Below are 17,281 nucleotides of genomic sequence, written 5' to 3'. Positions count from 1 at the left end.
GATCACGGGGCGCGGTCCGGCAGTACGCCGCTGAGCAGGAACACCACGTTCCGCTCGGTCTCCGTCCAGGCCCTGGTGTCCAGTTCGACGGACTGCAGCAGGGCGCACTCGACCCGGTACCCGTGCTCGGTCAGGCCACGGCCGACGAGTTCGGCCTCGTCGCGGGTCGCGGCGTGGGTCACGATGCGCTGCGGGCGGCGGTCGGCGACCGCGGAGACCACGGCCGCTCCCCCGCCGCCGACCCGTACGACGTCCGGTTCGGGCAGGTTTTCGAGGACGTGCGGGGCGGTTCCCTGCACCACTTGGAGCTGGACCCCGAAACGGCGCGCGACCGCCTCGGTCCGGGCGCAGGCGTCGGGAAGCCGGTCGACGGCGATGACGGCGGCTCCGGCGAGCGCCGCCTCGCCGGTGAACGCGCCGCTGCCGCAGCCGATGTCCCAGACGAGGTCGCCGACCCGGGGGCCGAGCCGGGCGAGTTGGGCGGCGCGGAGCAGTTGTGTCTCGCCCTCGCCGAGCCCGCCGCCGTACCCGGCGTGCTCCGCGTACTCCGCGTACTCCGCGTACTCTGCGTCCGGCTGCACCCAGCCGCGCGGGCCGGCGCCCGGGTCGCGCCCGGCGATCCAGCCGCCGCCCTCGGCCGCGACGCCCGGTCCGGCGGGGCCACCGATGACGATGACGACGTTCGGGTCGCGCCAGGTGTGGTCGGGGGCCTTGTCGGAGGTGACGACGGTGACCTGCTCGTGGTCGGTGCCCAGTTCCTCGCAGATGACGAAGGTGCGGTGGACCCCCTCGAGCAGCAGTCCGAGTTCGGCGGGTCCGGCGCCCGGTGAGGTGAGGACGGCGACCTTGGTGTGGGCGCGGCACACGTTCACGGCCCGGCGCAGGGTGCGCGGGTGGGCGACGACCACCTGGGCGTCGTCCCACGGCATGCCGGCCCGCGCGAAGGCCGCGGCCACGGCGGAGACGGCGGGAACGACCTCGACCTCGAGGCCGAACTCCGGTGCGCGCAGGGCCCGTACGACGCCGAAGAAGCCGGGGTCGCCGTCGGCGAGCACCACCGCGGTGCCGCGGTGGGCGGCGATGCGGCGGGCGGCCAGGGCGAGGCTGCCGAGACGGATGCGCTCGGCGCCGGGCGGGACCTCGGGGAGCGCCAGGTGGTGGGCCGCGCCCGCCACGAGCGTGGCGGCGCCGAGGGCGGCGCGTGCCGCGTCGGTCAGCGGCGAGCCGTCCCAGCCGATCACCGTGACCCGATCGGCCATCGTCGTCAGTCTCCCGGTTTGCGCAGGTCGTCAGGGGTGCGGGGCCCGTGGGCGGACTTCGTGAGAGTACCCGGTGAAGGTAGCGGACGCGCGCCGGGGCGGGGCCGTGCGCGGTTCCGGGCGCGCCTCGGGGGTGTCAGTTCCAGTCGGAGTACGAGGTGAAACCGCCGGTGTCGGCGAGCTGCTCGTCGGCGCCTTCCAGGTCCTCGGGGAGGAGGCTCCACACGATGAAGTCGGTGCGCACGTCGGTCCAGGTGCCGTCCTCGGCGCGGTGGTGCACTATGCAGGCGTTGCGCAGCACGCCCTCGCTGATACAGCCGATCTTCTGGGCGACCTGCTGGGATGCGGTGTTGTCGGCGGCGGTGCGGATCTCGACCCGTTCGAACTTCTGGTCCCCGACGAGCCACTGCGCGGTGGCGAGCGCGGCCTCCGAGGCGTAGCCCTCGCCGCGGGCCCACGGGGCGATGATGTACGACAGCTCCGTGGCGCGGATGCGCCAGTTGGTCTTGGTCAGCTGGACGATGCCGACCAGGCGCTGGGTGAGGAACTCGGTGACCGCGAGGTCGAGGCCGCGGCCCTCGGCGCGCTCGGTGGGCGCCCACTCGGTGATCCAGTGCCGGGCGCCGTCCTCGGTGAAGGGCTGGGGCACATCGGTCCAGGCGCCGACCTGTTCGTCGTTCATCATCTCGGCCAGGGCGGGCACGTCGTCCTCGTCGAGGGGACGCAGCACCAACCGCTCCGTGCTGATGGAGATGTTGGGGAAGGTGCTAGTCATGCGCCGCTCCGTAACCTTCGGAAAAACCTTCTGGGCCTGCTGAACTGCCCAGCATGCAGCATGAAACCACCGAACCGCACGACGGGGCCCACTCCAAGTGAAGGAGTGGACCCCGTGCGTGGCGATACGCGGTATACGCCCCGTCAGAAGGAGGGGATGACCGAGCCCTGGTACTTGTCCTCGATGAACTTCTTGACCTCGGGCGAGGTGAGGAGCTTCGCGAGCTTCTTCACCCGCGGGTCCTTCTCGTTGCCCTTCTTCACGGCGAGGAAGTTGCCGTAAGGGCTGTTCTTCGCGGACTCCAGGACCAGGGCGTCCTTGGCGGGCCTGATGCCCGCGGAGATGGCGTAGTTGCCGTTGATCACGGCCGCGTCCACGTCGTCCAGGGAGCGCGCGGTCTGGGCCGCCTCGACCTCCTTGAACTTCAGGTTCTTGGGGTTCTTGGCGATGTCCTGCGGGGTCGCCTCGCTGCCGGCGCCGTCCTTGAGGGTGATGAGGCCCTTGGCGGCGAGCAGCTTGAGGGCGCGCGCCTCGTTCACGGCGTCGTTCGGGACGGCGACGGTCGCACCGCTCTTCAGCGCGTCGGCGCTCTTGACCTTGTGGGAGTAGAGGCCGAGCGGCTCCAGGTGCACCGTGACCACGGGCACGATGTGGGTGCCGCGCTTGTTGTTGAAGTCGTCCAGGTACGGCTGGTTCTGGAAGTAGTTGGCGTCCACCGAGCCGTCCTCGGTCGCCGTGTTCGGCGTGATGTAGTCGGTGAACTCCTTGACCTCGAGGTCGAGGCCCGCCTTCTGCGCGAGGTTCTTCTTGACGAAGTTCAGGATCTCGGCGTGCGGGGTCGGGCTCGCGGCGACGACCAGCGGACCGCTGGTGTCGGAGGAGCCGGAGTCCTTGCCCGAGCCGCAGGCGGTGAGCCCGAGGGTGAGGGCTCCGGCGGCGAGGACGGCAGCGGTGAGCTTGGCGGTGTTACGCACGAAAAGTGCCTTTCCTTAAGGGTGGTGCGACCCCGTGATGGGTGTACGGGGAGTCTTCGGGGGTGTCGCGGGTGCTCAGGCGACCTTGCCGATGTCGGCCGCCGCGGGCTCCTCGGCCTTGAGCAGGCGCAGCTTCGGCGCGGGCCCGGAGCGGCCGCCGCGGTCGTGCAGGGAGCGGGCCGCGTAGTCGCCGGCGAACTGGATGAGGGAGATGACGACCGCGAGGATCGCGACGGTGATCCACATCAGCTCGGTCTCGAAGCGCTGGTAGCCGTAGCGGACGGCGAGGTCGCCGAGGCCGCCGCCGCCGACCGTGCCGGCCATGGCGGAGTAGCCGATCAGGGCGATGATCGTGGTGGTCGTGCTGGCGATCAGCGAGGGGAGCGCCTCGGGGACGAGGACCTTACGGACGATCGTCCACGTGTTGCCGCCCATGGCCTGAACTGCCTCGACGAGACCGTTGTCCACTTCGCGGACGGCCGTCTCGACCAGGCGGGCGAAGAACGGGATACCGCCGATGGCGAGCGGCACGATCGCGGCGGTGGTACCGATCGTCGTCCCGGTGACCCAGCGGGTGAAGCTCATCAGGGCGACCATCAGGATGATGAAGGGCATCGACCGGCCGACGTTCACGACCTGGCCGATCACCTTGTTGGCGACGACGTTCTGCAGCAGGCCGCCGCGGTCGGTGAGCACGAGCAGGATGCCGAGCGGAAGGCCGACGGCGACGGCGACGAGGGTGGACCACAGCACCATCGACAGCGTCTCGGAACACGCCTGCGACAGCAGCGGCTGCATCTCGGACCAGGTCACTTCGCACCCTCCCCGACGAGCACGGGCCGCTCGCCCTCGCGCCCGACGACATCGATCTGCAGGCCCTGCTCGCGCAGGAACCCGATGGGCACCACGTTGTCCTCGTAGCGGCCTGGCAGTTCGATGCGCATGCGGCCGATCTGGAGGCCGCCGACGGTGTCGATGGCGGCGCCGAGGATCGAGATGTCGATGTTGTAGGTACGCGAGAGCTGGGAGATGACCGGCTGGGTGGCGGCCTCGCCGTGGAAGGTGACGTCGAGGACGGTCCGGTCGGCGCCGGTGGCCTCGCCGCCCACCGGGAACAGCGCGGCGGCCAGCTCGGAGCCCGGGGTGCCCAGCAGCTCGGCGACGGTGCCGGACTCGACGATCCGGCCCTTGTCCATGAGGGCGGCGGAGTCGCAGATCGACTTCACGACGTCCATCTCGTGCGTGATGAGCAGGACGGTGAGGCCCAGCTGCCGGTTCAGGTCGCGCAGCAGCTGGAGGATGGAGCGGGTGGTCTCCGGGTCGAGGGCGCTGGTGGCCTCGTCGGAGAGCAGCACCTTGGGGTCGCCGGCGAGGGCGCGGGCGATGCCGACGCGCTGCTTCTGGCCGCCGGAGAGCTGGGCCGGGTGAGCCTTGGCCTTGTCGGCGAGGCCCACCAGGTCGAGCAGCTCCAGCGCCTTGCGGGAGCGCTCCTTGCCGGACTTGCCGAGGATCTCCAGCGGCAGTTCGACGTTGTCCTGCACGGTCCGCGAGGAGAGCAGGTTGAAGTGCTGGAAGACCATGCCGATCCGGCTGCGCGCCCGGCGCAGTTCCGTGCCGGCGCGCGGACCGCGGCCGGCGAGGGCCGTGAGGTCCTGCCCGGCGACGGTCACGGTGCCGGAGGTGGGTCGCTCCAGCAGGTTGACGCAGCGGATGAGCGAGGACTTGCCGGCGCCGGACTGGCCGATGACGCCGTAGACCTCGCCTTCGCGGACATGGAGATCGACGCCGTCGAGGGCGATGACCTCATGGCCGCGGGAGCGGTTGGCCCGGTAGATCTTCGTCAGGCCCGAGGTGGTGATCACGTGGGTTTCCGTCACTGTCGAGTGCGCGGGGCATGGGTGTGCCCTGGCACGGGTGCATTGCGTGCGTTCGTTCAGGGACGCGGCACGGCTCTCGCGGAGGCGGTGCGACCGGGGAGAACGCCATGTGCGCGGGGCGGCCGGCGGTTGCGCTCGGAGTCGGCGCGGGACAGGCCGTGGCTCTCGCTTCGGGGCGCGAGGCTCAGGTGGTGCAGGGGCCCTCTAGAAGGCGCACATTCGGCACGGACACATACAACGAGCACCGGGCGTCGTGGTCGCCTCGGTCGCAGGGATGCGGCTGCTCGTGGTGGTCATGCGATCAGTAAAGCAGACGTACGGTGCTGACCGGTGACCGCTGTCCGCATAGTGGACAGCGGCGGACACCCGGGGCACGGACTCAGCGGCGGACGGAGATCTCCACCTCGGCGAGGGTGACCAGTGCGGACAGGGCCGACAGGTCCTTCACCACCAGGTCGGCGTCCAGCTCCTCCGCGCGGTGGGTTGTGGCCAACGCCACGGTGGTCATACCGGCCGCCCGGCCCGCCCGGAGGCCGGCGGGAGCGTCCTCGAAGACGACACAGCGGGCCGGGTCCACGCCGAGCTGCCGGGCTGCGAGCAGGTAGGGCTCGGGGTCGGGCTTGCCGCGGCTGACGTCGTCGGCGGAGACCAGGGACTTCGGGCGGATGCCGACGGCGTCGAGGCGGGCCTCGGCGAGGCGGCCGGTGGCGGAGGTGACCACGGCCCAGCGGTCGGCGGGCAGGGAGTCCAGGAAGTCCCGGGTACCGGGCAGCAGCCGCACGCCCCCGTTCGGCACGTCCTCCACCTCCAGCTGCTCGACCCGGGCGACAGCCTCCGGGACGAGGTGGGCGGGCAGCAGGTCGGCGACTATCTCCACCGCGGGACGTCCGTGCAGTTCCACGCGTCCGAACTCCTCGGCCGTGATCCCGTACTCCCCCGCCCACCGCGTCCAGCAGCGCTCGACGGAGTCGAGGGAGGAGACGAGGGTGCCGTCGTTGTCGAACAGGAGGGCGTGTGCGTGGATCGTCATGGTCCAGACCCTACGGCGTACGACGGGGTCGGCGGCGTCGGCCCATTTCGGCCGTAATAAGGTCACCGCATGCTCAATGCCCTGACGCTGGTGACCGGAGTCGCCGCGCTGCTGCTCGCCGCCTGGTGCGGCTGGGCCGCCTACCGGGACCAGCCGACCAAGGACTGGCACTTCATCGGCATGGCCGTGGTGTCCCTGCCGGCCGTGATCCAGCTGGTCGTCGGGATCGTGCAGCTGGCTCGGGGCGAGAAGCCGGAGCAGGGCACGACGATCTTCGTGGCGTATCTGCTGGGCGCGTTCGCGTGCGTGCCGGCTGCGGGCTTCATGTCGCTGGCGGAGCGGACGCGTTGGGGTTCGGTGACGGTGGCGGCCGGCGGTGTGGTGCTGGCCGTGCTCGAGGTGCGGCTCTATGACATCTGGGGAGGCTGAGATGGCGGCCACGGAGGCGAAGCCGGCGAAGCAGCGGCTGATCAGCGGGCCCGGAATGCTGCTCGTCTGGTTCTACGGCGTGATGGTGGTCGGCGCGGTGTCGCGCTCGGCGTACCAGATCGCCACGGAGTTCCAGCGGGCACCGCTGGCGTACTCGCTGTCGGCCGTGGCCGGCGTCGTCTACGGATTCATCACGTACACCCTGGTCCGCGGCGGGGAAACCGCCCGCAGGGCGGCGCTGGTGTGCTGCGCCGCCGAACTCGCGGGTGTGCTGATCGTCGGTACCTGGACCCTGGTCGAGCCCTCGGCCTTCCCGGACGCGACCGTGTGGTCGAAGTACGGGATGGGCTACATCTTCATTCCGGTGCTGCTGCCGCTGTCGGCGATGTACTGGCTGCGGAAGTCGCGGGACACCGTCACGCCGTAGTCGCGTACGCCCCCGCCGGCTTCTCCAGGACGATCATCTCGACGCCGTCGGCGCCCTTGGACCTGCCGACCGCCTGGTAGCCGACCCGGCGGTACAGGCGGAGGTTGCCCTCGCTGCGGTGGCCGGTGTGGAGGCGGAACGTGGTGGCGCCGCGCTGTTCGGCGAGTGCCGTCTCGGCCGCGCGGAGCAGCCGCGCGCCGATGCCGTGGCCCTGTAGGCGCGGGTGGACACAGAGCTTGCCGATGGCGGCCGCGCCGTCCTCGGTCACCTTGCCGCGCACCGAGCCGACCACCTCGTCGCCGAGCCGGGCGACGAAGACGCAGTCGGAGGCCACCTCCTGGCGGACCGAGTCGAGGCTCTGGACGAGCGGGTCGATCCGGTAGTTGCCGTACAGCGCCGCCTCGCTCTGGAAGCACAGGTACTGGAGCTTGAAGATCTGCTCCGTGTCCTGCCCGGTCGCCACCGAGATGGTCACGCTCATGCCCATGTGCGCACGCCTCCCGCTCACCTGATCGCCTGTCGTCCCCCACTCCTATCCCCGCACTTCGTGGGCCGCAACCTCCGCGGCGAGCAATCGGCGCAGACATCCGAGACATCTGGAGCGTTCCGGTCCGAGACTGCCCTGTGAGATACCCAACTCCCCCGCGATTTCCCGGTATGTCAGGTCCTTCGGGGAGAGCAGCGCCTCCATCAGACGGGGGCAGCGGCCGGGCAGGCGGCGGACCGCGGCGCGCAGGGCGCGGTACCGGGCCGCGGCGAGGGCCAGTTGCTCGGGCCCGGGACGGGCGTCGTCGGCCGGCTCGGCGTCGTAGGGCCGTTCGATGCGGTGGGCACGGCGGCTGCGGCGCGCCTCGGCGCGGACGGCCTTGCGCAGCCAGCCCTGTGGGTCCAGCGGTGGCCCGTCGGCCTCCAGACGCTCCAGGAGGCGGAGCCAGACGGCCTGCTCCAGGTCGGCCGGCTCGCTTCCGGAGGCCGCTGCCTCGGCGGAGGCCTCGGCGGTGAGCAGCGGGCGCAACGCGGTCACCAGGTCGTGCGTCATGTCCGCAACGACGCGCCGCCCCGGCGGCAGGTTGCCGGGGCGGCGCACAGACACCCCGAACGGGGTGCGCCGGACGCGGGTGTTGACGCGGGGCTCAGCCGGCGAGGAAGTCGGCGCGGGCGAGCAGGCCGGTGTCGGCGTTGTCGGTGAAGACCCCGTCGATGCCGGTCGCGAAGTACTTCTGGAAGGCGCCGAAGGCGTCACCGTAGGCATCCGCCGCGCTGCCCTTGCGGTACTCGGCCGGGAGGAAGGGGTTCTCGTTGCGCATGGTGTAGGGGTGCAGGATCAGGCCCACCCTGTGCGCGTCGGCGACCAGGGTGGTCGGCGTGGCCAGGGTGCCGTCGGCGTTCTTCGGGATGATCAGGTCCAGCGTCGGGCCGATGCCCTGCGCGTAGCCGGCGATCTCCCTGAGGCCCTTGGGCGTGATCAGGTCGGCGACGGTGCGCGGGTCGCCCGCCTCGACGAAGTCCCAGGGGCGGCTGGTGGCCGAGGAGAGCAGGACCACGAGCGGGTTGTCGACCAGCTGGTTCAGCTTCTGGATGCTGGAGGGCTCGAAGGACTGCAGGATGACCGGCGCGTTCCGGCCGTCCTTGCCGTACTTGCGCAGCAGCTTCGCCACCCGCTCCTCCAGGCCGAGGCCCAGCTTGCGGAAGTAGGTGGGGTGCTTGGTCTCGGGGTAGATCCAGACCTGCTTGCCGCGCTTGCGGGTCTGCTCCTCCTGCCACTTCAGGACCTCTTCGAACGTGGGGATCTCCCAGCGCCCGTTGTAGAGGGTGTTGTGCGGTCGGTTGGCCGGGATGCGCTCGACGGCACGCAGCGTCTTCAGCTCGGCGAGGGTGAAGTCCTCGGTGAACCAGCCCGTGGTGGGGACGCCGTCGAGGACCTTGGTCGTCCTGCGGTCGGCGAACTCGGGGTGCGAGGCTACGTCGGTGGTGCCGCCGATCTCCGGCTCGTGGCGGCAGACGAGGTGGCCGTCCTTGGTGGGCACCAGGTCGCCGGCCTCCACCACGTCGGCGCCGAGGTCGAGGGCCAGGTCGTACGAGCCGAAGGTGTGCTCGGGGCGGTAGCCGCTGGTACCCCGGTGGCCGATGATCGTCGGCACGGGCAGGCTCTTCAGCCCGCGCCCGCCGCGTCCGGCCGTCCGGGTGTCGGCCGCCCGGGCGGTTCCGGGCAGTCCGAGGACCGCTCCGCCCGCCCCGAGCACCGCGGCGCCGAGGAGCGCCCGCCGTGCCGTTCCCTGCGTCTGCTCGTTCGCCTGGTCGCTGTCCATGAACGCCCTCCTGCCGTCCGACCCGGGTCTGTTTCCGGCGCGCGCCGATCGTAGGGGCGTGCGCATGACGGAAGGGAGACCCCGGCTGGAACACGGGGGTGACGCCGTATGTCCGGTGGGAGGCGAGATGTGACGGGCCGTCGGCATCAGGAGGCGCGGGGCGGGTAACCGGAGGGTGAGGACTCGCGCGATGTCCGTCACATCGTCGCCGGGGCATCACGGCCGGACTCCGGCACGCCACCGCAGGTAAACCCGCGTCAACAATGCGTAAGACCTCGGTGAACCGGCCCCACCCGATGTGCGCTTCCCCCTGAGCCGCGAGTAATGTCCTCACCTGCACAGACTCATATCGCTTCCCTCGACATCGGAGGACCCGTTGTCCCGCTTCGCGCTCATCAAGGCAGTGCTCGGACCGATCATGCGCCTGATGTTCCGCCCACAGGTGGAGGGCGCGGAGCACATCCCGGGGGACGGCCCGGTCATTCTGGCCGGCAACCACCTGACCTTCATCGACTCGATGATCCTGCCCCTGGTCTGCGACCGGCAGGTCGTCTTCATCGGCAAGGACGAGTACGTCACCGGCAAGAGCCTCAAGGGGCGGCTCATGGCCTGGTTCTTCACGGGCGTCGGCATGATCCCGGTGGACCGCGACGGCGGTCGTGGCGGTGTGGCGGCGCTGATGACCGGCCGCCGCGTCCTCGAAGAGGGCAGGATCTTCGGCATCTACCCGGAGGGCACGCGCTCTCCCGACGGCCGTCTCTACCGCGGCCGCACCGGCATCGCCCGCCTCACGCTGATGACGGGCGCCCCCGTGGTTCCCTTCGCGATGATCGGCACGGACAAGCTGCAGCCGGGCGGCGCGGGGATGCCGCGGCCCGGCCGCGTGACCGTGCGGTTCGGTGAGGCGATGGAGTTCTCGCGGTACGAGGGGATGGACCGGGACCGGTACGTGCTGCGTGCCGTGACCGACTCCGTGATGGCCGAGGTCATGCGGCTGTCGGGGCAGGAGTACGTGGACATGTACGCCACGAAGGCAAAGGCCGCCTGACGCCTCCGGCGGCCGGCCGGTCTTCGGCTGCGGGCCCGATGGGGTTTCTCGCGCAGTTCCCCGCGCCCCTGGGGAGTTGTGGCTACTCCGTGCTTTCCAGGATTTCCAGTTTCTGACCCTTCAGCAGGAACCAGGCCGCCAGCGCCGTGGCGAGCAGAACCGCCGCTCCTGCGGCCGAAGCCAGGTGGAGGCCGTGGACGAAGGCATCGCGGGCCGCGTCCAGCAGGGCCTGCGCCGACTGGTGGGGCAGGTGCGCCGCTGCCCCCACCGCAGCACCCAGTGACTCGTGGGCCCTTTCCGGCGTACCGGCCGGACTCGTGAAGTCGCGGTAGACGCCCGTCACGATGGAACCCAGCAGGGCGATGCCCAGGGCCGCACCCAGTTCGTACGCCGTCTCCGAGACCGCGGAGGCGGCGCCCGCCTGCTCCTTGGGGACGGTGGAGAGGATGACGTCGGCCGTCACCGTGAAGGAGAAGCCGGCGCCGATGCCGACGACCAGGAGTGCGGCGCCGAGGACCGGGTAGCCCGTCGACTGCCCCAGGGCCGTGAGCGCCGCGAGGGCCACACCGACCGCGGCCAGACCGCCCGAGACCACAGCACGCACCGAGAAGCGGCGGGCCGCGCGGCCCGCGGCCAGGCCGGCCGCCACCGCTCCGACGGCGGCGGGCAGTTCGGCCAGGCCCGCCTCGAACGGGCTCCTGCCCTGGACCAGTTGCAGGTACTGGGAGAGGAAGAACACCAGGCCGGACATGCCCAGCACGGTCAGCAGGTCGGCGAGCACGGCCCCGCTGAAGCCGCGGTGGCGGAACAGACGCATGTCGAGCAGCGGGGTCGGCATGGTGAGCTGACGGTGCACGAAGCCGTGGAGGGCGCCGGCGCCCAGCAGGCCGGTGGCGAGGGTCAGCCAGGTGAAGCCGTGGGTCGCTGCCTCCTTGACCGCGTACACGAGGGCGATCATGCCGACGAGCGACAGGAGGACGCTGATCAGGTCCCAGGGGCCGGGGTCGGGGTTGCGGGACTCGGGCAGCGTGCGGATGCCGACGAGTACCAGGACGGCCATCACCGGCAGGTTGATGAGGAAGACCGAGCCCCACCAGAAGTGCTCGAGGAGGAAGCCTCCGGCGATCGGTCCGACGGCCGTGCCGGCGGAGGCCGTCGCGCCCCAGATGCCGACGGCGAGGCTGCGCTCGCGCGGGTCGTGGAAGAGGTTGCGGATCAGGGCGAGGGTGGCGGGCATCAGGGTCGCGCCCGCGACGCCGAGCAGCGCCCGCGCCATGATCATGAGTTCCGGTGTCGTCGCGTAGGCGTTCAGGACGGAGACGGCGCCGAACGCCGTGGCGCCGCCGAGCAGGATCCGCTTGCGCCCGATGCGGTCACCGAGGCTGCCCATGGAGACCAGCAGACCGGCGATGACGAAGGAGTAGACGTCACCGATCCACAGCAGCTGGGTGCCGGAGGGGTTGAGATCTTCGCTGATGAAGGGGGTTGCCAGGCCGAGGACAGTGGCGTCGACGGCCACCAGCAGCACGGCCAGGACGAGGACGGAGAGCGCGAGCCAGCGGCCCGGGCGCTTCTCCACCGCCGCCGCGCGAGCCGGCTGCAGGGTGCTGGTCATGATTCCTCTCTTCGTGGTGTCTGTGTGCGTCGTGCGCCGCCGAGCAGCAGCTCGACGACCATGTGGGTGAAGTCCTTGGGCGCGACCCGGCCCTCCGCCACCGCCCAGGCGCCGGAGGCCAGCAGGCCGTACAGCGCCTCGGTGAGCCAGGCCGGGGTGAGGTCGATGCGGAACTCGCCGCTCTCCTGGCCGCGCCGGAAGAGGCCGGTGAGGCGTTCGTCGATGCGGGCCCAGCCCTGGTTCTGCTGCTCGCCCTCGAACAGCTGGTTCTCGGTGTAGAGGAAGGCGAGCAGGCCGGCCGACGGTTCGATCGCCCGGACCAGGCGGTGTACGGCCTCGCCCGCCGGGCCCTCGTCCAGGCGGGCCGTGTCCAGCGCGGCCTCGCACTCCGCGATGCCCAGCGCCTCCAGCGCCCGTACGAGCGCGTCGCGCCCGGCGAAGTGGCGGTGCAGCGTGGCCCGGCTGATCCCGGCGGCCTTGGCGACCTCGTCCATGGTCGCGGTGGACTTACGGGTCAGCAGGGCGGCTGCGCTGCGCAGCACGTGGTCACGGTCCAGGGCCATGAGACAAGCGTAGCGCAAGTGAGACAATGATGTCTCATATTGGGCATGCTTGCCTCACACCCGCTGGTCAGCGAGGTGGGTGGACCCAGGTGAAAGTGGCCCTCAGTGCCAGGGCAGCTGTCCGCGCCGCTCCCAGTACGTGCCCGGGTCCTCCACCAGCGTGGCCAGACGGGTCAGCTGGTCGACGTCCAGGTCCACGACGGGGGCGTGCAGGTTGGAGGCGAGCTGGGTGAGGGTCGCGGCGCCGGAGAGGACAACACCCGCCCACGGTTGGCGCAGGACCAGGGCGAGGGCGACGGCGTCGCAGCCGAGGGAGGTCTCCTCGGCCACCGCCTTGAGCACGTCGGGCGCGTGCGGGGCGGCGAGCCTGCCGTTGGCCATGCCCTCCTTGACGATGACGGTCAGTCCGGCGTCGTGCGCCTCGGCGAGCGCGGTTCCCGCCGAGGTCTCCAGGGCGTTGTACGTGGACTGGACGGTACGGAAGAGGGGTTCGCCCTCGACCGTCACTTCCAGGGCGGCGCGGATCGCGTCGGCCTGGGCGGGACCGCTGGTGGAGAAGCCGACGGTCAGACCCGCAGCGGCGGCCTCGGCGAGCCTGGCGTGGAGTTCCTTGTCGGTGAGGGCGGGGCTGTCCGGGGTCACCGAGTGGATCTGGTAGAGGTCGAGCCGGTCGCCGAGCAGCGCGTCGGTCTCCGCGCGCTGCCGCTCGTACGTGGCCAGGCCGTGGTCCTTCACCTCGTGCTGCTCGGCGTCGGTGGACCAGCCGGCGGTGTAGGTGTAGCCCCACTTGCTGCCGACGACCACGTCGTCGATGTCCGGGCGGGTGTTCAGCCAGTCGGCGAGGAACTCCTCCGAGCGGCCGTAGGAACGGGCGACGTCGAAGTAGCGCACACCTTGGGCGTAGGCGGCGTCGAGGAGCTCGTGGGTACGCTCACGCAGCGCGCCGACGGTGCGCTCGGCGGGCAGGTCGCCCTCCCGGCCGAGGTTGATGTAGCCGGGTCGGCCGACGGCGGCGAGACCGAGTCCGAGGTGCGCGGTGGGCGTGGTCGCGGCGGCCAGGCGGCTGAAGGGCATACGAACTCCCTGCACGATCGGCTGAGGGGCAGCTCCCCGCCAGGGGCGGGGATCTCGCACCAATCTACCCAGCCGCGTGCGGTTCAGCCCGCGCTGACGCAGCGCGGGACGAAGGCCGGGTCGGCCGGCCCGTCCCGCTTCAGGGCGTTGAGCACCCACTGCTCGACCAGCGGCGACTTGGGCGCCTGGTCGTGCTCGGTGACGTCGAGCGGACAGCGGTCCTGGAGCAGCACGTTGGTCACGTACGAGTGCGGGCCGTCGAGGAAGGCGCTGGTGTAGGGCACCACGACCTCGTCGTAGCGGGTCGCGACGACCGTGTAGTCGGGGCCGACCGGGGTCTCCGGGTCGGAGTCGAGCTTCTGCAGGAAGTCCGAGCCCGCGGTCTGGTCGACGCAGGACGGGCAGACGGTGGCACCGGCGGCGAGGGCGAGCGGGTTGCTGGTGCCGTGGTTGGAGGGAACGATGCCGACGAGGTCGTCGACCTTGGTGGCACCGCCGAGGAACTTGACGTAGTAGCGGGGCATCATGCCGCCCTGGCTGTGCCCGACGATGTCGACCTTCCTGGCGCCGGTCGCGCCGAGCACGGCGTTCACGAAGTCGCGCAGTTCGGCCGCCGAGTCGGGGATCGGAGCGGTCTCCAGGTCGCCGTACTCGAAGGAGAAGACGCAGTAACCGGCGTCCGCCAGCGCGGGCGAGAGGGTCAGCCAGTTCTCGTACGAGGTCTTGAAGGTGCCGTTCACCAGGACCACGGGCTGAGGGTGAGCGGAGTCCGGCTTGCAGGACCAGTCGTTGGCGCCGGGTGGCGGGGTGTCGGCGGCGCCCGCGGGGGCCGTGAGGCCGAGGGCGCACAGTGCTGCCACGGCGGTGACGGCGAAAAGGCGGGCCGTTCGTCTCGTACGTCGTGCGCGCATGGCGTCCCCTTCGTGCTCGGCTGCGACCGACCGGTGTTCGGCAATGCCGAATAACCGGAATGCTTACCTCCGGGTGGCGGCAAGTCAAGGAATCGGTCAGTGGCCGAATCCCATCCGTTACCAAAGGGGCCACCGAGCGGTCCGGGCGGCGCGAAGGGCCCGGACGCGATGTCCGGGCCCTTCGGTCTGCTGCGCGGCGGGCGGTCAGCCCTTCTTGGCCGTGGCCCAATCGTGCTGCGCCGCCACGTCCGCCTTGACCTCCGTCAGCTGGACGGCGACCGCGCTGGGGGCCGTGCCGCCGCGGCCGTCGCGGGAGGCGAGGGCGCCGGGGACGTTGAGGACCGTGCGGACCTCGGGGGTGAGGTGGGCGGAGATCTTCGCGAACTGCTCGTCCGTGAGGTCGTCCAGCTCCTTGCCCTCGGCCTCGGCGACCTTCACGCACTCACCGGCGACCTCGTGCGCGACGCGGAACGGCACGCCCTGCTTGACCAGCCACTCGGCGATGTCGGTGGCGAGCGAGAAGCCCGCCGGGGCCAGTTCCTCCATGCGCTCCCGGTTGACGGTGAGCGTGGCGATCATGCCGGTGAAGGCGGGGAGCAGGACCTCCAGCTGGTCGCAGGAGTCGAAGACCGGCTCCTTGTCCTCCTGCAGGTCGCGGTTGTAGGCGAGGGGCAGGGCCTTGAGGGTGGCCAGGAGCCCGGTGAGGTTGCCGATCAGGCGGCCGGACTTGCCGCGCGCCAGCTCGGCGATGTCCGGGTTCTTCTTCTGCGGCATGATCGACGAGCCCGTGGAGAACGCGTCGTGCAGGGTCACGAAGGAGAACTCCTTCGTGTTCCAGATGATGATCTCCTCGGCGATCCGGGAGAGGTTGACGCCGATCATCGCGGTGATGAAGGCGAACTCCGCCACGAAGTCGCGGGACGCCGTGCCGTCGATGGAGTTGCCGACGCTGCCGCGCTCGAAGCCGAGGTCCTCGGCCACCGCCTCCGGGTCCAGGCCGAGGGAGGAGCCCGCGAGGGCGCCCGAGCCGTACGGCGAGACGGCCGTGCGCTCGTCCCACTGGCGCAGGCGCTCCGCGTCCCGGGACAGGGACTGGACGTGGGCCAGGACGTGGTGCGCGAAGAGCACCGGCTGGGCGTGCTGGAGGTGGGTGCGGCCGGGCATCGCCACGTCCGAGTGGGCCTCGGCGAGGCCGATCAGGGCGTCCTGCAGGTCGGCGATCAGGCCGCCGACGATCCGGGCGTGGTCCCGCAGGTACATGCGGAAGAGGGTGGCGACCTGGTCGTTGCGGGAACGGCCGGCGCGCAGCTTGCCGCCGAGGTCCGGGCCGAGGCGCTCCAGCAGGCCGCGTTCCAGGGCGGTGTGGACGTCCTCGTCGGCGATGGTGCCGACGAACGAGCCGTCGGCGACGTCCGCCTCCAGCCGGTCGAGGCCGGCGATCATGCGCGTCAGCTCGTCCTCGGTGAGCAGTCCCGCCTTGTGCAGCACGCGTGCGTGGGCACGCGAACCGGCGATGTCGTAGGGCGCGAGCCGCCAGTCGAAGTGGACGGACGCGGACAGCTTGGCCAGGGCCTCGGCGGGACCGTCGGCGAAACGGCCGCCCCAGAGCCGTACGTCACCGCTGTTGCTGCTCACTTGCGCTGCTCCTAGAGAGGGTGTGGTGGGTACGAACCGTTCTTGCGCCGGGACTCGGCCTACGCCAGGTCCCGCTTGGCCGCGATCTTCGACGACAGACTGTAGATGTCGATGAAGCCCTTGGCCGCCGCCTGGTCGAAGGTGTCGCCGGTGTCGTAGGTGGCGAGGTTGAAGTCGTACAGGGACGACTCCGAGCGCCGGCCGGTGACGACCGCGCGGCCGCCGTGCAGGGTCATCCGGACGTCGCCGGAGACGTGCTGGTTGGCCTCGTCGATGAAGCCGTCCAGGGCGCGCTTGAGCGGGGAGAACCACTGGCCGTCGTAGACCAGTTCGCCCCAGCGCTGCTCGACCTGCCGCTTGTAGCGGGCGAGTTCGCGCTCGACGGTGACGTTCTCCAGCTCCTGGTGGGCGGTGATCAGGGCGATCGCGCCGGGAGCCTCGTACACCTCGCGGGACTTGATGCCGACGAGGCGGTCCTCGACCATGTCGATCCGGCCGATGCCCTGGGCGCCCGCGCGCTCGTTGAGCTGCTGGACGGCCTGCAGGACGGTGACGGGCCTGCCGTCGATCGCGACCGGGACGCCCTCCTTGAAGGTGACGATCACCTCGTCGGCCTCGCGCGGCGTGGCCGGGTTGGAGGTGTACTCGTAGATGTCCTCGATCGGGGCGTTCCAGATGTCCTCCAGGAACCCCGTCTCGACGGCGCGCCCGAAGACGTTCTGGTCGATGGAGTACGGGGACTTCTTGGTGGTGGCGATCGGGAGCTGCTTCTCCTCGCAGAAGGCGATCGCCCTGTCCCGGGTCATCGCGTAGTCGCGGACCGGGGCGATGCACTTCAGGTCGGGGGCGAGGGCGACGATGCCGGCCTCGAAGCGGACCTGGTCGTTGCCCTTGCCGGTGCAGCCGTGGGCGACCGTGGTGGCCCCGTGCTTCTGGGCGGCGGCGACGAGGTGCTTGACGATCGTCGGCCGGGAGAGGGCGGAGACCAGCGGATAGCGGTCCATGTAGAGGGCGTTGGCCTTGATCGCCGGGAGGCAGTACTCGTCGGCGAACTCGTCCTTGGCGTCGGCGACCTCGGCCTCGACGGCACCGCAGGCGAGGGCGCGCTTGCGGATGACGTCCAGGTCCTCGCCTCCCTGGCCGACGTCCACCGCTACGGCGATGACCTCGGCGCCCGTCTCCTCGGCGATCCAGCCGATGGCGACGGAGGTGTCCAGACCGCCCGAATAGGCGAGTACGACGCGCTCGGTCACGGGTTTCTCCTCACACTGCACTTGCTGTCATGCATGAGTATGCAGAACACTGCATGATTCGTCAATCGGCGGTCCGCCTGAACGGCAGCAACCGCTTTCTCG

At 70.9% G+C, this 17,281-nt stretch carries 18 protein-coding genes; 3 read left to right on the top strand and 15 right to left on the bottom strand.

What is annotated here, in order from left to right; translation table 11 throughout:
* Window positions 1–2: 2 nt before the first annotated feature.
* The 6 genes from cbiE to AC07CM_RS14475 all read right to left on the bottom strand — a co-directional run bounded on the left by cbiE (window position 3) and on the right by AC07CM_RS14475 (window position 5,915).
* Window positions 3–1,259, bottom strand: coding sequence for a precorrin-6y C5,15-methyltransferase (decarboxylating) subunit CbiE (gene cbiE, locus AC07CM_RS14500; RefSeq protein ID WP_478876709.1), 1,257 nt, complete (start codon window positions 1,257–1,259; stop codon window positions 3–5).
* A 136-nt stretch (window positions 1,260–1,395) separates the two neighbouring features.
* Window positions 1,396–2,034 (bottom strand): GNAT family N-acetyltransferase, encoded by a 639-nt coding sequence (locus tag AC07CM_RS14495; RefSeq protein ID WP_478876708.1) that lies wholly within the window; start codon window positions 2,032–2,034, stop codon window positions 1,396–1,398.
* Between the two features lie 143 nt (window positions 2,035–2,177).
* Window positions 2,178–3,008, bottom strand: coding sequence for a MetQ/NlpA family ABC transporter substrate-binding protein (locus tag AC07CM_RS14490; protein WP_478876707.1), 831 nt, complete (start codon window positions 3,006–3,008; stop codon window positions 2,178–2,180).
* A 75-nt stretch (window positions 3,009–3,083) separates the two neighbouring features.
* A complete protein-coding gene (locus tag AC07CM_RS14485; RefSeq protein WP_478876706.1) occupies window positions 3,084–3,821 on the bottom strand; it encodes a methionine ABC transporter permease in 738 nt (245 codons plus the stop codon).
* Window positions 3,818–4,870 (bottom strand): methionine ABC transporter ATP-binding protein, encoded by a 1,053-nt coding sequence (locus AC07CM_RS14480; RefSeq protein WP_478876705.1) that lies wholly within the window; start codon window positions 4,868–4,870, stop codon window positions 3,818–3,820. Before AC07CM_RS14480 ends, AC07CM_RS14485 begins: the two co-directional genes overlap by 4 nt.
* 394 nt (window positions 4,871–5,264) lie before the next feature.
* Window positions 5,265–5,915 carry an HAD family hydrolase gene (locus AC07CM_RS14475; RefSeq protein WP_478876704.1) on the bottom strand — a complete coding sequence of 217 codons (651 nt, stop codon included), beginning with the start codon at window positions 5,913–5,915 and terminating at the stop codon, window positions 5,265–5,267.
* A 69-nt stretch (window positions 5,916–5,984) separates the two neighbouring features.
* Here AC07CM_RS14475 and AC07CM_RS14470 point away from each other — a divergent pair, with 69 nt between their 5' ends.
* Both AC07CM_RS14470 and AC07CM_RS14465 read left to right on the top strand, forming a co-directional pair.
* Entirely contained in the window at window positions 5,985–6,344 is a 360-nt protein-coding gene (locus tag AC07CM_RS14470; protein WP_478876703.1) for a hypothetical protein, read from the top strand.
* 1 nt (window position 6,345) lies between these two features.
* Complete coding sequence (locus AC07CM_RS14465; RefSeq protein ID WP_478876702.1) at window positions 6,346–6,771, top strand: hypothetical protein; 426 nt, start codon at window positions 6,346–6,348, stop codon at window positions 6,769–6,771.
* Here AC07CM_RS14465 and AC07CM_RS14460 read toward each other — a convergent pair.
* The 3 genes from AC07CM_RS14460 to AC07CM_RS14450 all read right to left on the bottom strand — a co-directional run bounded on the left by AC07CM_RS14460 (window position 6,761) and on the right by AC07CM_RS14450 (window position 9,080).
* On the bottom strand, window positions 6,761–7,258 hold the full coding sequence (locus tag AC07CM_RS14460; protein WP_478876701.1) for a GNAT family N-acetyltransferase: 498 nt from the start codon (window positions 7,256–7,258) through the stop codon (window positions 6,761–6,763). The two genes, AC07CM_RS14465 and AC07CM_RS14460, sit on opposite strands and share 11 nt — an antisense overlap.
* Before the next feature lie 45 nt (window positions 7,259–7,303).
* On the bottom strand, window positions 7,304–7,810 hold the full coding sequence (locus AC07CM_RS14455) for a sigma-70 family RNA polymerase sigma factor (protein ID WP_478876700.1): 507 nt from the start codon (window positions 7,808–7,810) through the stop codon (window positions 7,304–7,306).
* 94 nt (window positions 7,811–7,904) lie between these two features.
* Window positions 7,905–9,080, bottom strand: coding sequence for a glycerophosphodiester phosphodiesterase (locus AC07CM_RS14450; RefSeq protein ID WP_478876699.1), 1,176 nt, complete (start codon window positions 9,078–9,080; stop codon window positions 7,905–7,907).
* A 376-nt stretch (window positions 9,081–9,456) separates the two neighbouring features.
* Here AC07CM_RS14450 and AC07CM_RS14445 point away from each other — a divergent pair, with 376 nt between their 5' ends.
* Window positions 9,457–10,128: a lysophospholipid acyltransferase family protein gene (locus AC07CM_RS14445; RefSeq protein WP_478876698.1), complete on the top strand. Its 672-nt coding sequence runs from the start codon at window positions 9,457–9,459 to the stop codon at window positions 10,126–10,128.
* Window positions 10,129–10,210: 82 nt separating this feature from the next.
* Here AC07CM_RS14445 and AC07CM_RS14440 read toward each other — a convergent pair whose 3' ends face one another.
* From AC07CM_RS14440 to AC07CM_RS14415, 6 genes are all read right to left on the bottom strand, one after another.
* Window positions 10,211–11,743, bottom strand: a complete 1,533-nt coding sequence (locus tag AC07CM_RS14440; RefSeq protein ID WP_478876697.1) for an MFS transporter — start codon at window positions 11,741–11,743, stop codon at window positions 10,211–10,213.
* The gene (locus tag AC07CM_RS14435) at window positions 11,740–12,306 is read right to left on the bottom strand and encodes a TetR/AcrR family transcriptional regulator (RefSeq protein WP_478876696.1); all 567 of its coding nucleotides are present in this window, start codon (window positions 12,304–12,306) and stop codon (window positions 11,740–11,742) included. The genes AC07CM_RS14440 and AC07CM_RS14435 overlap by 4 nt, the downstream gene beginning before the upstream one ends.
* Before the next feature lie 102 nt (window positions 12,307–12,408).
* Window positions 12,409–13,380 (bottom strand): aldo/keto reductase, encoded by a 972-nt coding sequence (locus AC07CM_RS14430; protein ID WP_478876695.1) that lies wholly within the window; start codon window positions 13,378–13,380, stop codon window positions 12,409–12,411.
* An 83-nt stretch (window positions 13,381–13,463) separates the two neighbouring features.
* Window positions 13,464–14,291 carry an alpha/beta fold hydrolase gene (locus tag AC07CM_RS14425; RefSeq protein ID WP_478876694.1) on the bottom strand — a complete coding sequence of 276 codons (828 nt, stop codon included), beginning with the start codon at window positions 14,289–14,291 and terminating at the stop codon, window positions 13,464–13,466.
* Between the two features lie 204 nt (window positions 14,292–14,495).
* The gene (gene argH, locus AC07CM_RS14420; RefSeq protein ID WP_478876693.1) at window positions 14,496–15,926 is read right to left on the bottom strand and encodes an argininosuccinate lyase; all 1,431 of its coding nucleotides are present in this window, start codon (window positions 15,924–15,926) and stop codon (window positions 14,496–14,498) included.
* Between the two features lie 59 nt (window positions 15,927–15,985).
* Window positions 15,986–17,179, bottom strand: a complete 1,194-nt coding sequence (locus AC07CM_RS14415; protein WP_478876692.1) for an argininosuccinate synthase — start codon at window positions 17,177–17,179, stop codon at window positions 15,986–15,988.
* Window positions 17,180–17,281: the final 102 nt, after the last annotated feature.

The organism is Streptomyces sp. NPDC044061, assembly GCF_056434305.1.
The sequence above is the reverse complement of the archived record's forward strand: the minus strand, read 5'-3'. Positions and strand labels throughout refer to the sequence as shown.

What these genes read in the sequence shown, in the direction of transcription:
- AC07CM_RS14460 (WP_478876701.1), bottom strand. Translation starts at nt 7,258, where the DNA reads ATGGGCATGAGCGTGACCATCTCGGTGGCGACCGGGCAGGACACGGAG.
- AC07CM_RS14440 (WP_478876697.1), bottom strand. Translation starts at nt 11,743, where the DNA reads ATGACCAGCACCCTGCAGCCGGCTCGCGCGGCGGCGGTGGAGAAGCGC.
- AC07CM_RS14475 (WP_478876704.1), bottom strand. Translation starts at nt 5,915, where the DNA reads ATGACGATCCACGCACACGCCCTCCTGTTCGACAACGACGGCACCCTC.
- AC07CM_RS14435 (WP_478876696.1), bottom strand. Translation starts at nt 12,306, where the DNA reads ATGGCCCTGGACCGTGACCACGTGCTGCGCAGCGCAGCCGCCCTGCTG.
- AC07CM_RS14495 (WP_478876708.1), bottom strand. Translation starts at nt 2,034, where the DNA reads ATGACTAGCACCTTCCCCAACATCTCCATCAGCACGGAGCGGTTGGTG.
- AC07CM_RS14450 (WP_478876699.1), bottom strand. Translation starts at nt 9,080, where the DNA reads ATGGACAGCGACCAGGCGAACGAGCAGACGCAGGGAACGGCACGGCGG.
- AC07CM_RS14425 (WP_478876694.1), bottom strand. Translation starts at nt 14,291, where the DNA reads ATGCGCGCACGACGTACGAGACGAACGGCCCGCCTTTTCGCCGTCACC.
- cbiE (WP_478876709.1), bottom strand. Translation starts at nt 1,259, where the DNA reads ATGGCCGATCGGGTCACGGTGATCGGCTGGGACGGCTCGCCGCTGACC.
- AC07CM_RS14455 (WP_478876700.1), bottom strand. Translation starts at nt 7,810, where the DNA reads ATGACGCACGACCTGGTGACCGCGTTGCGCCCGCTGCTCACCGCCGAG.
- AC07CM_RS14430 (WP_478876695.1), bottom strand. Translation starts at nt 13,380, where the DNA reads ATGCCCTTCAGCCGCCTGGCCGCCGCGACCACGCCCACCGCGCACCTC.
- AC07CM_RS14470 (WP_478876703.1), top strand. Translation starts at nt 5,985, where the DNA reads ATGCTCAATGCCCTGACGCTGGTGACCGGAGTCGCCGCGCTGCTGCTC.
- AC07CM_RS14465 (WP_478876702.1), top strand. Translation starts at nt 6,346, where the DNA reads ATGGCGGCCACGGAGGCGAAGCCGGCGAAGCAGCGGCTGATCAGCGGG.